Source organism: Anaerobranca gottschalkii DSM 13577, from assembly GCF_900111575.1.
GTDB lineage: Bacteria > Bacillota > Proteinivoracia > Proteinivoracales > Proteinivoracaceae > Anaerobranca > Anaerobranca gottschalkii.
In genome coordinates this window covers 1-15,253 of record NZ_FOIF01000045.1, presented here as the reverse complement: position 1 = coordinate 15,253, position 15,253 = coordinate 1, and the positions used below count along the sequence as shown (strand labels likewise).

Sequence of the window (15,253 nt, the reverse complement as noted above, 5' to 3'; positions counted from 1 at the left end):
GGGAACTTCAAATAATTCTTTGCTTAATTTTTCTACCCACTGTTCTGTTGCTTTCCGACCACAAGATGTACAGAAGCGACTCTTACAGGTAAAGCCTACATATCTGACTTCATTACATGTCGGACAACAAAATTTGCTATATCCTTCACTCATATCTTTACAAGTTAGCATCTTTTTTACTTCTGACAATACTGTTGGCCTAATTGGGTATTTTTCTTTAAACTCTCCCCATTTATCTTCAAATATTTGTTTTATTATTCCCGTAGCCATAAACAACTCACCCCACTACATAATAACATTTATCCACATACCTAGCAATCTATACTTTCCTAAGCAATAAAGAAAAAAGCCTCAAGGGCTTTTAACTAAAAGAAAAAAGGTTCATAACCTTACAGACTGAAGACAAACTAAAGACAAAGTCACCATCCAGCTGTGGTAATTAAACAAAGATACGATTAAGTCGAGAAGATAGATTTAAGAGCTGATTAGATAAAAGGAAGAAGGGGTGAGGAACAGGACGTTCCGAAAGCTCTATTGAGCCATGGATGGCGAATTAGAGCGGTACCCTTCTTCCTTTTAGATAGAAGCCTTAAATCTCGACGGAGACTTTGTTAGAATGTTTAATTACCACAGCCTTTAGAAAATGACTTTGTCTACAAACTGTAAGGTTCATAACCTTATTTTTTTTCATTTGCAGTACCATATTGATAAGGTCTTTGCCAATTAAATTCCATTTTTTTAATACATTCATATTCCAAATTTATACCCAAAAACACACTTAATCCTTTAGTTAAAGCGAAAATTTTATAAACCCCTAATTTATCAGTATCAGTGCCATTCAATTTTGAAATTTCTCTGTGTATATTTAACATACCTTCCCAGAGATCATTACATTTAATTTCGGGGATATCTATAAAAGTACCACCATTCCAGATATCACCCCAATGGGGATACATAATTGGAATATTAAGTAATCTTATTATAATATCAGCTAATTCTTGTCCGTAGTCTTCAATTCTCCCCTTCTTTACAGCATCTGCTAATTCTGAAACCTCTGTATGTAGTAGGACTAATTTAACATTAAAATTATCTTTTCCTATAGGAAATCCTTTTTCTTTTAATAAATTATATACTTCTTGCTGTAAATCGTAAATTCTCACTTTTGAACCTCCTACTTCTAATTATTAAAATCGCTAATTAAATTGTATCATAAAAATAGAAAATGTATAATATTATAAGAGGTGATTTTTGTGGAAAATATTGTAAAAGAGCTTTGTTCCCTTTTGAAGGGAACAAAAACTTATATTGTAGGGGGATTTTTAAGGAATAATTATCTAGGTATTAAGAACTGCAATGATATAGATTTAGTAACTTTTTCATCTAAAATAAAACTAGAAGAAATTATCAGTAAAAATTTTGGAGTTACTCCTATAAATATTGGCCCTCTAACTAAATTTCATATTAAAGAAAAAAATCTCTTTATAGATATAACAGAATCTAGTTATAATAACATCTACGAAGATTTAAAATATCGTGATTTTACTTGTAATACTTTGGCATTAAAAGTAGACCATTACCCTAATTTTAACAACCTAATCGATATCAATAACTCTAGAGAGGATATTAAAAAGAAACTAATAATTCCTGTAAGTAATAAAAGTTTAACCTTAGATCCTGTAAGAATCTTACGGGTCTATTATATAAAGGGAAAATATAATTTTCATATCCCATTAAATACTATAATGGAAATTAGAAAAAATGCCCCCTTATTAGTTTCGGCAAAAGGAGAAAGGTTAAAGGATGAACTTAAAAAAATCTTAAAACTAGATAACTCAAACCAGCTCCTTTTTCTAATGTATCTCCACGGAGTACTACAAATTCTCATCCCACCAGTGGAAAAAATGGCTAATATAAAACAAAATCATTATCACAGGAAAAACTTACTAATCCATTCCTTTAAAACCTTAGAAATTTTTGAACAAAACTTGAAAAATATAATATACTTCTCCCCTTTTTATAATAATATAAAGAATTACGTAAATGAACACTTGGTTATTCTGAAACTAGCTTGTTTTTTACATGATATAGGAAAAATAGATACTTTTAAAGTTGCCCCTTCAGGAAAAATTACATTTTATAAACATGAATTAGAAGCTGAAAAATATATAATAAATTTAGCTAATACTCTTAAACTCAGCAGTACTGAAAAATCAGGACTGGAAACTATTATAAAAGAACACATGAAGCCATTATATCTATATCTAAATAAAAATATTACCAAAAGCAATAAATATAAATTTTTTAATTCTAATAAAGAACATTCCTTAGGATTTCTGTTGCTATCTTTATGTGATTATTTAGCTACCCGTAGCGGTGGGGATGGTTACGGGATAGAAATAGAAAGTTATCAAAAGTATATACTTAACCTCATAGAAGATTACTATACCAAAAGGGATGAGCTAGTCGAGGTTCATTCCCTATTAACAGGTGATGAAATCCAAGCTATCCTCAACATCCCCCCTTCTCGACAAATAGGGATAATAAAGGATCAATTAATTAAAGGACAGATTCTAGGTAAAATCAAAAATAAAGAAGAGGCCATCAAATATATTATCAATAAATTCTCTTAATTTTTGTATTAGGATAAAAGTGGGTAATTATTTCTTCTTGGGTATAACCTTGCTGGATCATTCCTAAAACTCCATACTGACTCATCCCTACACCATGACCATTACCTCCACCAAAAATCCTTACACTTTCTAATCCCCTTTCTCCAAAATTATGTTGAAAATAAACAAAAGAACTTGGCAATATACTGTAATTACTAAGAATAGACCCATCAGATCGAATGAGTTTTACAGGGTCAATTTGACAGACAGGCCTGATAATGGACCTAATATTATACTCCTTTATTATCCTATAAGTTCCATTTTTTGCGATTATATCTAGTACCATTATGTTACCCCCTTCTCCCCTTTCTACCACTTGAAGTTCTTTAAGTTCTCCTAAAGGGTTAGGGGGAATTTCTTTTGAAATAAATTCTCCATTGTCATAGGTCAAAATCCACTTAGGACCCGCTCTATACCTATTCCTTAAATTCTCTTCTATAGACTTAGTTAATTGCTGATTTGTCATATTTATTTCCCATCGGAAAAAAGGAGATTGACTATCATAACCCCTTATATTTTTATTAGTAATGAATTCTTTAAACCCCTCCTCTGTGGTGAGGTCATACTTAACTAAAATTCCTTGTTGAGAACTTATTAAATATGGGATAACTTTCCCAGGAAATTTACCGCCACTATCCCATACTTCATAACTGTTAGCAGTGTATCCACATGATGTTGAAAAAAATTTTGCATCTATAATCCCATCGTTAAATGTTATTACTTGCCCTTTAGTCATATTAACTGCATCGATTATTTCTGGGAATTCTAAAGTATTATTATAAACCTGACTTAATACACTATCCACCACATGGGCTGTATAATTTTTATAAGTTGATGAATAGATATTTTTGATAGCATAGGTCCTAGCAGCAATAGCCTGAATTTTTAATGCTTCCAGACCAAAACTTACAGGCATTTCACTAGGTACCACTCCATATAAATACTCTTCTAAATTTAATTCATTTATTAAAAACATTTTTCCATCTTTAGTAAATACCTCAAAATTACCTCTATAACCGGGAGTTAAGGAATTATTCCAGCCCCTTTTAACTGACGTTAAATAAATCTTTCCTGTACTTTCTAAGTAAATCCTTTCACTAAATATATGACTTATATTATCCACAACTACTTCTATTTTTCCAGAATTTAATTTAAACTGCACCCTTTTATTGGGTTTTACAGTTATTTCACCTTCATTTAACTTACTAAAAATCTTCAAATCTCCATCACTATATAATTGAAGCTGCTGATGAAAAATATTATTATATGAACTATCACTAATTAATACCCTTATAGTATTGGGCACAAATTTCTCCCTAGTAACTATCCCTATAACTGTTTTATTTTTTAAATATAAATCTACTTTCTTTTGTCCTACATATAATCTCTCTTCCTTTCCAAAGATATAAACATCAGAATCTAAAGAAAAAGTTCCTTCAATTTCTCCCATAATTTTTTGAGAATCAGCTGATAATACCTTTGAGACTGTAACTTTTTCTAAAGGAATAAAGGTCATAATTTCATTCCCTACTATGACAAGATTTACTATATCAAAATTCTCTAGTTTTAAATCAAAGGGAGATGTAAAAGTAAACTCTCTTCCTTCCACCCCTTGTAAAAGATAATGATAAACATTACCCTCACCCTTTTTCTCTAACAGTAAACCTATTTTAGTATCTATTCCTTTAATAATAACTTTTTTATAATTATCATTTCTTTTAGGTATCAATTGAAAAGTAAATTGGTGTTCCCCTTCTTTAATTCCTACAATTGTTTTTCCCCCTTGGAAAGTAACCTTCCTTTTAATTATTGTTAATTTCTCTGTAATCCCCAATTCCCTTAACTCCTTTATTAACTGTCCTTGAGGATGATCATCAAAAGACTTTTCCCCCTGTAAATCTTCAATAAATTTCTCAACTAACTTTCCATCTAAATAGTAATTTATATACAGAAAAAAAATAACCAGTACTGATAAAATTAAAATAACTAAAAGTAAAATTTTCTTCAAAATCTCCTCTCCCCCATCAAATATTTAAGACTTTAGTGTATACTAAAAATATATATCTTTGTTAATTATTTTATTATACTTTTTCATTATTTTAACAAAGTCTTCATTAAAAAATAAGGAGGTTTATTATTCAAGTGGAATTATACAATCAATACTCAAAGTATTTACTAGAAAAATACGGTGAAAAAGTTTATAAATTACCTATCAACCTCCCTCTAACATGTCCTAATAGGGATGGTAAATTTGGTACAGGTGGATGTACCTTTTGCTATGAAGGTGGTGCCGGTTATGAGCGGGATACCTCAAATCTCACTATAAAGGAACAATTAGCTATAATTCGAGATAGAATTCAAAGGAAATATAAAGCTAATAAATTTATAGCCTATTTCCAAAATTATTCTAATACTTATATGCCAATAGAAGATTTTAAAAGGTACACCTTAGAAGCAATTGAAGAAGACATAGTACAAATTGCCATATCAACAAGACCTGATTGTGTAACCTATGATCATTTAGAACACCTAAATTATCTTAAAGAAAATTATAATATAGATATTTCAATTGAGCTTGGCTTACAGTCCGTTAACTACCATACTTTAAAGAAAATCCATCGGGGCCATACTCTAGCTGAATTTATCGATTGTGTAATGATGATAAAAAAATATCCCTTTGAAATTTGCGCCCATTTAATATTAAATCTACCTTGGGATGATATTACAGATGCTATAGAAGGGGCTAAAATTTTATCTGCATTAAAAATAAATCAAGTAAAACTCCACTCCCTCTTTATAGTTAAAGGGACCATTATGGAACAACAATTTTTAAATAACCAATTTTCCCTTATTTCCATGGATGAATATATTCGCAGGGTCATTGCCTTTTTAGAGCACTTAGACCCTAAAATTACTATTCAAAGGCTAATTGGAAGGGCACCGAAAGAAATCTCTGAAAACTGCAATTGGCAAACGAGCTGGTGGAAAATAAAGGAAGCAATTGAATGGCAGATGGAACAACGAAAAACATATCAAGGTCGATTATTTAATTACACCGGTGGTAGTGCCTTTAAAAATAACTTTTAACTTATAATTCCTCCCTTAATACAAAAACTAATAAAACAAAAGTATAAGGACAAAAGTATAAGGGAGGAATATTTAATGGACCTTTTTGCCCATATCATCCATGAAGGAATAATTTTTCTATCGATCATTTTAGAAGCTTTTACTGCCATAGTAATCTCATTAGTTTCCGTTATAGTTTTAATAGGTTATTTCTTCTCATTATTTAAACCAGAAGAAAAATTACGGTTAGGTCTAGCTAGAGGTTTAGCCCTTGGCTTAGAATTCGCCTTAGCAGGTGAAATTTTAAGAACTATAATTGTCAGGAGTTTAGATGATATCCTCATTTTAGGATCTATAGTCATTTTAAGGGGTGGACTCAGCGTACTTATCCACTGGGAAATTAAACATACTTTAGGATGTATCTCAAATAAATGTAGTCTCGAAGAAATCAAAGATAAGATTGAAGAATAAAGTAATTAAACTCTAAGGGGGTATAAAAATGTCATGGAAACTAAATTCTACAAAAACAATTTATTCTAATCAATTTATCACCCTTGTGGAAAAAAACAGTTCTCACCCACACTTAGGAACCCACAACTTTTATTGTGTCCTTTTTCCCCAATGGGTTAATGTTGTAGCTATCACTAGAGATAATAATTTAGTACTAGTTAAACAATATCGCCATGGACTAGACTCCTATACTTTAGAAACACCTGGTGGAGTAGTTGATCCGGGAGAAGAACCTGAACAAACTGCCCAGCGGGAATTATTAGAAGAAACGGGATACAAAGGAAAAATAATTTCTTTAGGAAAAGTAGCTCCAAATCCAGCAATTCAAAATAACCTATGCCATATTTTCTTATTCACCGACTGTGAAAAGGTAGCAGTTCAAAAGTTAGACGATACAGAAGATATTCAAATAGTAGAAGTTCCTTTAAAGGAACTAGATAAATTAATAGCTGAAGAAAAAATCATCCATTCCCTTTCGGTGGTTTCCCTTTTAAAAACAAAGAATTTTTTAGAAAAAGAAAGAAAGTTGAAGTATTTTTAGTGTAATTCTAAAAATACAACCTATTTTACCCAAAATACTCCTAAAAAGGATTTTACTTTAATATATTAAAGTGTTAAATTATTAAAGTAAAATTATCTTGTTAGGAGGTTTTTTTATGAATCTTATTAAATTTATCATGTTATTTTACTTAAGTGCTATGTTTCTATTTGGCGTATTTTATTCAAAAAAAATTAAAACATTATCAGATTTTTTATTGGCGGGAAGATCTTTAGGTTTTATTTTATGTACTTCTACTTTAGCGGCTACCCACTTAGGTGGAGGATTTATTCTTGGAAGTGGAGAACAAGGATATTTAACAGGATTAGCTGGTATTTGGTATGGATTATCTACAGGTATAGGATTAATCCTTTTAGGTTTATTTTTTGCTTCAAAGTTAAGGGCTTTATCTTTAACAACTATTTCTGACTACTTAGAAAAGAGATATAATTCCAGTTCTATAAAATATATAACAGCAATACTTTCACTAACAGCAATTATTGGTATTTTAGCAGCCCAAGTAAAGGCTGCCGAAGGAATTATGGTAATCTTAGGTTTTAATCCTTTGACAGGGGCAATTTTTGCCACATTAATATTTATCATTTACACGGCTATATCAGGTATGTGGGGTGTAACTATTACTGATTTTGTTCAAATAATTATCGCTGGAGGAGGAATTATTTTAGGAGCAATTTTAGCGTTAATAAAAATTGATGGTTTTTCCTCCCTTGTACAACATTTTCAAGATAACAGTTATTTAGATATAACAAGCATAGGTATTAGTTCAATAACTTGGATTCTTTTGCCTACTGTAATGTACACCCTTATCGGACAAGATTTTATTCAGAGGCTATTTTCCGCTAATAATAAAGAAACCGCCCAAAGTTCCAGTATAGCTGCTGGAATACTATTAATAATAGTTTCTTTTTTTCCAGTATTAGCTGGTATGGTTTCCCAAATTTTATTTCCAAACTTAGAGAATCCTAGAGCAGCTATACCATTGTTGGTAATTGAAGTTTTTCCTCCAATATTAGGAGGAATTGTTTTAGCATCTATTATGGCAGCTGTAATGTCTACAGCGGATTCCCTTTTATGTGCTGGTACCTCCCACTTAATTAATGATTTATTTTTAAAGTTTAACAAAGGAGACCTAAATGACAAAAAATTAGTTAGATATTCCAGCTTTTCTACCCTTGCAATAGGTTTAATTTCTTTATTGATTGCCCTACTCTTACCTAGCATAATATCAGCATTGATCTATGCCTATACTATGTATACAGCAGGTGTTTTTATCCCTGTTATTGGGGGCCTTATTTGGAAAAATGGTAATAAATATGGGGCTTTAGGGGGAATGTTAATAGGTGCTACCACGGCCCTATTAGGATTAACTGAGATTATAAGATTTAAAGATATACCTGTTGTTATTTATTCTTCATTGATTTCATTAACTGTCTATATTATAATTTCTATATTACCTATCTCAAGTCCTACAAGTAGAAATAATTTTTCAGGATAACTTGCAAATCTCTAAAAATCCTATATAATTTTATCTGTTGTACTCTTCATGGAAAGGATTGAAGCTATGAATATTAGAGAAGATATTAGGAATGTCGCTATAGTTGCCCACGTAGATCATGGAAAAACAACTTTAGTAGATTGTTTGCTCAAACAAAGTGGTGTTTTTAGAGAAAATCAGCAGGTAGCAGAACGGATTATGGATTCTAACAGTTTAGAAAGGGAAAGGGGTATTACGATACTAGCCAAAAACACTTCCATCTTTTATAACGGAGTTAAAATCAATATCGTAGATACTCCTGGACACGCTGATTTCGGCGGAGAAGTAGAAAGAACGTTAAAGATGGTTGATAACATCTTGTTAGTAGTTGATGCCTTTGAAGGACCTATGCCCCAAACAAAATTTGTGTTAAAAAAAGCTTTAGATTTAAATTTAAAGCCAATAGTAGTAGTTAATAAAGTGGATAGGCCAGGAGCCAGACCATTGGAAGTTGTGGATGAGGTCCTAGATTTATTTATAAGTTTAGATGCCGATGAAGATCAATTAGAATTCCCAGTTATATATTGCAGTGCCGTTGAAGGCTGGGCATCTTTAGATCCCCATAAAAAAGGTACTGATTTAAAACCTTTATTTGATTTGTTAATAGATATAGTCAATCCTCCCCAAGGGGAAGAAAGTCCACTACAATTGATGGTAACATCTATTGAGTATAATGAATTTGTGGGCCGAATAGCTGTAGGAAAATTAGTCAATGGTATTTTAAAACCTGGTCAAGCTGTAACTGTGTGTTCTCCCAATTGTAATACCCAACAAAAAATTGGCAAAATATACACTTATCAAGGCCTCAATAAAGTAGAAGTACAAGAAGCTAGATTTGGAGATATTTATGCAATAAGTGGACTTCAACCAATAAATATTGGGGAAACAGTGGCTGATTTAGAAAATCCCCAACCCCTTCCCTTTATTAAAATAGATGAACCAACTATTTCTATGACCTTTTCAGTAAACAACAGTCCTTTCGCAGGTTTAGAAGGAAAATTTGTAACTTCCCGCCACCTTCGGGAAAGACTTTTAAAAGAACTGGAAACCAATGTAAGTTTACGGGTTGAAGAAACCGATCAAACAGATAGTTTTGAAGTTAAAGGCCGTGGAGAACTTCATCTTTCCATTCTAATTGAAACTATGCGACGGGAAGGTTACGAATTTCAAGTAAGTAAACCTCAAGTAATCTTTAAAGAAATAGATGGTGTAAAACATGAGCCAATAGAAAAAGTTACTATCGATGTTCCCCAAGAATTTAGTGGAACTGTTATTGAGAAGTTAGGTAGAAGAAAAGGTGTTATGTTAGATATGGTAAACCTTTCACCTGAACAGGTAAGGCTTGAATTTTTAGTACCAGCTAGGGGCTTAATAGGGTATCGCTCTGAATTATTAACTGATACAAAAGGTAATGGAATTATAAGCCATATTTTTGAAGGTTATGAACCATATAAAGGGGAAATTAGTTATAGAACTAGAGGATCATTGGTGGCATCGGAAACCGGTGAATCCACTCCCTATGGTTTATATCAAGCTCAAGCTAGAGGAAGATTGTTTATTCCTCCCCAAACCAAAGTCTACGCCGGTATGGTAGTTGGTGAAAATGCAAAAGCCAACGATATAGATGTCAATGTTTGCAAAAAGAAACAATTGACAAATATTAGGGCTAGTGGTTCCGATGATGCCATTCAATTAACACCTTATACTCAGTTAAGTTTAGAACAAGCCTTAGAATTTATTGCAGAGGATGAACTAGTAGAAGTGACTCCAAAATCCATCCGCCTCAGAAAAAAACAACTAGATGCAAAACTGAGATTAAGGGAATGGAAAGCCCGTCAAGAAGCTTCAGAAAAATAAATTCCTAAAAACCTTGACTTAATAATAAAAAATATTTATAATATATTAACAACAAATATTGATAAATTCTAAGACGGGAAGTAGTAAGTTTATCATGATACTAAAGAGAGCCCTAGTTGGTGGAAAAGGGTGTATCAAATAAGCTGAACTCGTCCCTGAGATCAATCCCTGAACCTTAAGTAAGGGATTGCGGTTAACCCCGTTATAGGTTTATGAGTGGGATATATATTAAATATATCCAAATAGAGTGGTACCACGGAAATATCCTTTCGTCTCTATATTAGAGATGAAAGGTTTTTTATTTACATATACCAAAATATTTTATAAAGGAGTGAACAAAACATGTCTAAATACGGAGTACATATTGATCAAAAGTGGCAAAAGAAATGGGAAGAAACAAAACTTTATAAATTCAACAAAGATAGGGTTGATAAAAAACTGTATTGTTTAGAAATGTTCTCCTACCCCTCTGGCAGTAAACTACATGTTGGCCATTGGTACAACTATGGGGTAACGGATTCCTGGGCCCGTTTAAAAAGATTACAGGGATTTGAAGTATTTCAACCTATGGGCTTTGATGCCTTTGGACTCCCTGCAGAAAATTATGCTATTAAAACCGGTATTCACCCACAAGATTCCACTTTAGAAAATATCCGAACAATGGAAATCCAATTAAAAAATATGGGGGCAATGTTTGATTGGGATTATGAAATCATCACATGTAACCCCGATTATTATAAGTGGACCCAATGGATTTTCTTAAAACTATATGAGAAAGGTTTAGCTTATCGAAAAGAAGCTCCTGTAAACTGGTGTCCAGATTGTAATACAGTTTTAGCTAACGAACAAGTTGTTAATGGTTTATGTGAAAGGTGTAATTCAGAGGTAACAAAGAAAAATCTAACCCAATGGTTTTTCAAAATTACAGATTATGCTGAAGAGCTACTAGAAAAACTAGATGGATTAGATTGGCCTGAGAAAACTAAGTTGATGCAAAAGAATTGGATTGGGAAATCGGAAGGAGCTCAGATTACTTTTAAAATTAAAGGTAGTGAAGAAACTTTCGAAGTATTTACTACAAGGCCAGATACCCTCTTTGGAGTAACCTATGTAGTCTTAGCTCCAGAAAATCCTCTAGTAGATAAAATTACAACACCTGAATACAAAGAACTAGTAGAAGAATATCAAGAAAAAACCAAAAAACTCAATGAAATTGACAGGTTAGCTACTACCCATGAAAAAACAGGGGTATTTACCGGAAGTTATGCAATCCATCCTATAACTGGTAAAGAAGTTCCTATTTGGATAGGAGACTACGTATTAGCTACCTACGGTACCGGTGCAGTTATGGCAGTACCTGGCCATGATGAAAGGGATTTTGAATTTGCAACTAAGTATCAACTACCAATTGTAAGGGTTATAAAGGGTTATGATGAAAATGATGACCTTCCCTATACTGGACCGGGAACATTAGTTAACAGTGACCAATTTAATGGTTTAGATTGGGAAGAAGGTAAAAAAGCTATTGTAAGCTTCTTAAAGACTAAAGATCTCGGTGAATTTAGAATTAACTATCGCTTAAGGGATTGGTTAGTTTCTAGACAAAGGTATTGGGGTGCACCAATTCCAATAATTTACTGTGATTCTTGTGGTATCGTACCAGTACCAGAAGATCAACTACCGGTTTTATTACCCTATGATGTAGATTTCACCCCCGATGGTAAATCACCATTAGCAAAACATCAAGGTTTTATCAATACTACCTGCCCTACCTGTGGTAAAGCTGCTAAAAGGGAAACAGATACTCTAGATACCTTTGTAGATTCTAGCTGGTATTATCTGAGATATCCTGATAACAAAAATGAAAAAGAACCTTTTAATAAAGAATGGCTTAATAAAATGGGACCTGTAGATAAATATGTTGGAGGTCCTGAACATGCCTGTATGCACCTACTCTATGCCCGCTTCATCCATAAAGCATTAAGGGATATGGGGTATATAGATTTTGATGAACCCTTTATTTCTTTGGTACATCAAGGAATAATTTTAGGACCTGATGGAAATAGGATGAGTAAATCCAAAGGTAATGTTATCTCCCCTGATGGCTATATTGAAACCTATGGATCAGATGTTTTTAGAATGTATCTAATGTTTGGTTTCGCTTACACTGAAGGTGGTCCCTGGAATGATGATGGTATAAAAGCAATAGCCCGATTCTTTGATAGAATTGAAAGATTCATTGATAAGTTTATAGAATTAAAAAATTCTGGGGAAACTAAAGACTCCTTTGATAAAGAAGAAAAAGAACTTAATTATGTCCTCAATTATACCATCAAATCAGTAGGGCAAGATGCCGATAAATTCCAATTCAACACCTCTATTGCAAGGATGATGGAATTAGTTAACTCTTTATATAGTTATACTTCATCGGTGGATAAAATCAATTTAACTTTCTTAGAAACCACATTGAAAAAATTTGTTACTATCTTAGCTCCCTTTGCCCCCCACTTTAGTGAAGAACTTTGGGAAAAATTAGGTCAAGAATACTCAGTATTTAACCAAAAATGGCCAGAGTATGACCCTAAAGCCTTAATAAAAGATACTATTGAACTAGCAGTCCAAATCAATGGTAAAGTTAGGGGTAAAATTGAAGTAGATTCCGGAGCTGATGAAAAAACTATTGAAAAACTAGCACTAGAAGATGAAAAAGTAAAAGGTTATATAGATGGAAAAACTATCAGAAAGGTAATTGTTATTAAAGGAAAAATCATCAATATAGTAGTTTCATAATCTCTAAAAAGAAGAAGGGTACCCCTCACCCCCTTCTTCTTTTTTAATCTATATTTACAAAAATTTTAAAATAAGTTATGCTAAAACCGTATGGATACAATTTAAAGGTGGGATTAATTATGGATCAATTCCTGATTACATTTAGTGGCAAAAAAAGTAAGTATAAAGAATTACAAGAACATATTAAACATCTGATCATAACTGGGGTTTTACCTCACCATTATAAATTACCTTCTATTAGAAAATTAGCAAATAAGTTAGATGTTAATCCAGTTACAGTAGTAAACTGTTATAAGAGTTTAGAAAGGGAAGGATATGTTTATACAATTTCAGGTGGTGGAACTTATGTAATTGCTGATAATAATTTAGCAAATACCAATGAAGATTTTACTGAAAGTTCTTCACCCCATAATATTAAATACGACCTTTCTTCCTCCTCCCCATCCCCCCTCTTTTTCCCTGTAAAAACATTTAAGAATTTATTAAACGAAGTGTTGGAAAGGGATGGAGGTTTTGCCTTCAATTATCAAGAATCCGAAGGTTATCTACCCTTAAGGCAAAGTTTACAAAGCTTATTAACTGAATATAAGATAAAAGTATCCCATCACTACATCCATGTAATTACTGGTGGTCAACAAGGCCTTGATGTTATAGCTAAAACCCTGTTACAAGAAGGAGACTATGTTTTTACGGAAGAGCCTTGTTATCCTGGGGCAATAGCTACTTTCTCTTCTAGAGGTGCTAAAGTCATCGGTATCCCTATTAGAGAAAAAGGAATTGACCTCGTTATATTAGAAAAAGAATTAAAAAAGTATAAACCCAAATTTATCTACGTTATGCCGGATTTTCAAAGTCCTACAGGTTATTTATACGATCAAACCCACAGAAAAAAATTGTTAGAATTAGCTAATAAATATTCTTTTACCATAGTTGAAGATGACCATTTCGCAGACTTAAACTATAGCCAAATAAAACTTCCCCCTTTAAAAGCTTTAGATACCAATGATAATGTAATCTATATAAAATCCTTTTCTAAAGTTTTTATGCCTGGTCTAAGATTAGCTTTACTTGTAGCTCCCCCTTTATTTAACGGCCCTTTACAAGAAGCTAAACAATTTTCCGATATTTCTACATCGGGCTTTTTACAGCGGACTTTTGATTTATATCTCAGAAAAGGGTTGTGGAATGAACATGTTAACAAAGTTAAACTAATTTATCAGCGACGGTGCCAAAGTATGTTAAGTGCCTTGGAACGCCACTTCCCCTCTTCTATTAAATTTTCTAAACCCCAAGGAGGCTTAGCGATTTGGGTTCAACTTCCCGAAAACCTAAAGGCAAAGGAAATACAAAAATTCGCTTTAACAAAAGGTATCTCTATTACTATAGGGGATGACTTTTTTATACAACGGAAGGAAAATTTCTTTAGACTAAGCTTTACTAACCTATCGGAAAAGGAAATTGAAAAACCTATTAAAGAGCTGGCAACTATTATAAAAAATATGCTATAAAAAATCCAAAAAAATTTTAAAAAGGTGTTGACTTTTTTCCTTTTTTATCGTAAAATTTATATTGTGATTGATGATTAACCCCTCGGGGCGTAGCGCAGCTTGGTAGCGCATCTGGTTTGGGACCAGAGGGTCGAAGGTTCAAATCCTTTCGCCCCGACCATCAATAGCAAGCCGACGTAGCTCAATTGGCAGAGCAGCTGACTTGTAATCAGCAGGTTGCGGGTTCGAGTCCCATCGTCGGCTCCAAAGTGAGATTTCAGCCTGTTAACTTAGTTAACAGGCTTTTTTGATTATATTACTAAATTACATTCGAAAAAGGTAAAATAACCATCCAAGTTATAAATAATAAAATTAAAGCACTTACCCTAGTTAATAGTAGAAAATCCTTTGTTGGCTCTATACCTTTATACTTCCCACCACCAAATATATACCAATTAAGATTTGGTTTTGCTACTAAAAGTAATAAAAAAAAGGTTATACTAAAAGTAAAAAATTTCATACAATCGCCCCCTATACCCTATTCCGTATTGTAAAACTTTTTTTATATAAAAGTAGCTTAAACAACCTTTATTTATAGCTTTTTACAAAAAACAACTTGCCACCCCCTTAATCTTCGTTCATAATTGAGGTACACACACCAAATAAACAAAGAAAGAAAGGAGTGACAAGTTGTTACCTCAATTTATAACATATTGTTTAGAAATAATCAAGCAGCAAAATGAAATTATCTGTACTTTAATTACTTTGCTTATTAAAAAGA

12 protein-coding genes, 2 tRNA genes and 1 other annotated feature are annotated in these 15,253 nt (G+C 32.5%); of the genes, 10 read left to right on the top strand and 4 right to left on the bottom strand.

Annotation, left to right across the window (positions count from 1 at the left end; all coding sequences use genetic code 11):
- Together BMX60_RS09405 and BMX60_RS09400 are read right to left on the bottom strand one after the other, a co-directional pair.
- Positions 1 to 270 (bottom strand): transposase zinc-binding domain-containing protein (locus BMX60_RS09405; RefSeq protein ID WP_177159765.1); only part of this gene is annotated, 270 nt, incomplete at its 3' end.
- Positions 271 to 677: 407 nt separating this feature from the next.
- Positions 678 to 1,160 (bottom strand): nucleoside triphosphate pyrophosphohydrolase family protein, encoded by a 483-nt coding sequence (locus BMX60_RS09400; protein WP_091351225.1) that lies wholly within the window; start codon positions 1,158 to 1,160, stop codon positions 678 to 680.
- Positions 1,161 to 1,250: 90 nt separating this feature from the next.
- On the opposite strand from BMX60_RS09400, the gene BMX60_RS09395 reads away from it, so the two are divergent.
- On the top strand, positions 1,251 to 2,630 hold the full coding sequence (locus BMX60_RS09395; RefSeq protein ID WP_177159764.1) for a tRNA nucleotidyltransferase/poly(A) polymerase-related protein: 1,380 nt from the start codon (positions 1,251 to 1,253) through the stop codon (positions 2,628 to 2,630).
- Here the strand turns inward: BMX60_RS09395 and BMX60_RS09390 are convergent.
- Positions 2,614 to 4,677: a SpoIID/LytB domain-containing protein gene (locus BMX60_RS09390; protein WP_091351223.1), complete on the bottom strand. Its 2,064-nt coding sequence runs from the start codon at positions 4,675 to 4,677 to the stop codon at positions 2,614 to 2,616. The two genes, BMX60_RS09395 and BMX60_RS09390, sit on opposite strands and share 17 nt — an antisense overlap.
- Before the next feature lie 128 nt (positions 4,678 to 4,805).
- On the opposite strand from BMX60_RS09390, the gene mnmL reads away from it, so the two are divergent.
- From mnmL to BMX60_RS09345, 9 genes are all read left to right on the top strand, one after another.
- Positions 4,806 to 5,756, top strand: coding sequence for a tRNA modification radical SAM protein MnmL/YtqA (mnmL, locus tag BMX60_RS09385; RefSeq protein WP_091351222.1), 951 nt, complete (start codon positions 4,806 to 4,808; stop codon positions 5,754 to 5,756).
- Positions 5,757 to 5,831: 75 nt separating this feature from the next.
- A complete protein-coding gene (locus BMX60_RS09380) occupies positions 5,832 to 6,206 on the top strand; it encodes a DUF1622 domain-containing protein (RefSeq protein WP_091351221.1) in 375 nt (124 codons plus the stop codon).
- A 28-nt stretch (positions 6,207 to 6,234) separates the two neighbouring features.
- Positions 6,235 to 6,786 carry an NUDIX hydrolase gene (locus BMX60_RS09375; RefSeq protein WP_091351220.1) on the top strand — a complete coding sequence of 184 codons (552 nt, stop codon included), beginning with the start codon at positions 6,235 to 6,237 and terminating at the stop codon, positions 6,784 to 6,786.
- A 115-nt stretch (positions 6,787 to 6,901) separates the two neighbouring features.
- Positions 6,902 to 8,299, top strand: a complete 1,398-nt coding sequence (locus BMX60_RS09370) for a sodium:solute symporter family protein (RefSeq protein ID WP_207648431.1) — start codon at positions 6,902 to 6,904, stop codon at positions 8,297 to 8,299.
- A gap of 66 nt (positions 8,300 to 8,365) precedes the next feature.
- Entirely contained in the window at positions 8,366 to 10,195 is a 1,830-nt protein-coding gene (gene typA, locus BMX60_RS09365; RefSeq protein ID WP_091351219.1) for a translational GTPase TypA, read from the top strand.
- Positions 10,196 to 10,256: 61 nt separating this feature from the next.
- Positions 10,257 to 10,475 (top strand) — a binding site (T-box leader).
- Positions 10,476 to 10,537: 62 nt separating this feature from the next.
- The gene (gene leuS, locus BMX60_RS09360) at positions 10,538 to 12,985 is read left to right on the top strand and encodes a leucine--tRNA ligase (protein WP_091351218.1); all 2,448 of its coding nucleotides are present in this window, start codon (positions 10,538 to 10,540) and stop codon (positions 12,983 to 12,985) included.
- A 119-nt stretch (positions 12,986 to 13,104) separates the two neighbouring features.
- The gene (pdxR, locus tag BMX60_RS09355) at positions 13,105 to 14,493 is read left to right on the top strand and encodes a MocR-like pyridoxine biosynthesis transcription factor PdxR (RefSeq protein WP_177159763.1); all 1,389 of its coding nucleotides are present in this window, start codon (positions 13,105 to 13,107) and stop codon (positions 14,491 to 14,493) included.
- A gap of 83 nt (positions 14,494 to 14,576) precedes the next feature.
- Positions 14,577 to 14,653, top strand: a tRNA-Pro gene (locus tag BMX60_RS09350).
- 10 nt (positions 14,654 to 14,663) lie between these two features.
- Positions 14,664 to 14,739: transfer RNA gene (locus BMX60_RS09345), tRNA-Thr, on the top strand.
- 52 nt (positions 14,740 to 14,791) lie between these two features.
- Here the strand turns inward: BMX60_RS09345 and BMX60_RS09340 are convergent.
- Positions 14,792 to 14,992, bottom strand: coding sequence for a DUF6199 family natural product biosynthesis protein (locus tag BMX60_RS09340; RefSeq protein ID WP_091351216.1), 201 nt, complete (start codon positions 14,990 to 14,992; stop codon positions 14,792 to 14,794).
- Between the last annotated feature and the right edge of the window lie 261 nt (positions 14,993 to 15,253).

What these genes read in the sequence shown, in the direction of transcription:
- BMX60_RS09380 (WP_091351221.1), top strand. Translation starts at nt 5,832, where the DNA reads ATGGACCTTTTTGCCCATATCATCCATGAAGGAATAATTTTTCTATCG.
- pdxR (WP_177159763.1), top strand. Translation starts at nt 13,105, where the DNA reads ATGGATCAATTCCTGATTACATTTAGTGGCAAAAAAAGTAAGTATAAA.
- typA (WP_091351219.1), top strand. Translation starts at nt 8,366, where the DNA reads ATGAATATTAGAGAAGATATTAGGAATGTCGCTATAGTTGCCCACGTA.
- BMX60_RS09375 (WP_091351220.1), top strand. Translation starts at nt 6,235, where the DNA reads ATGTCATGGAAACTAAATTCTACAAAAACAATTTATTCTAATCAATTT.
- BMX60_RS09340 (WP_091351216.1), bottom strand. Translation starts at nt 14,992, where the DNA reads ATGAAATTTTTTACTTTTAGTATAACCTTTTTTTTATTACTTTTAGTA.
- leuS (WP_091351218.1), top strand. Translation starts at nt 10,538, where the DNA reads ATGTCTAAATACGGAGTACATATTGATCAAAAGTGGCAAAAGAAATGG.
- BMX60_RS09370 (WP_207648431.1), top strand. Translation starts at nt 6,902, where the DNA reads ATGAATCTTATTAAATTTATCATGTTATTTTACTTAAGTGCTATGTTT.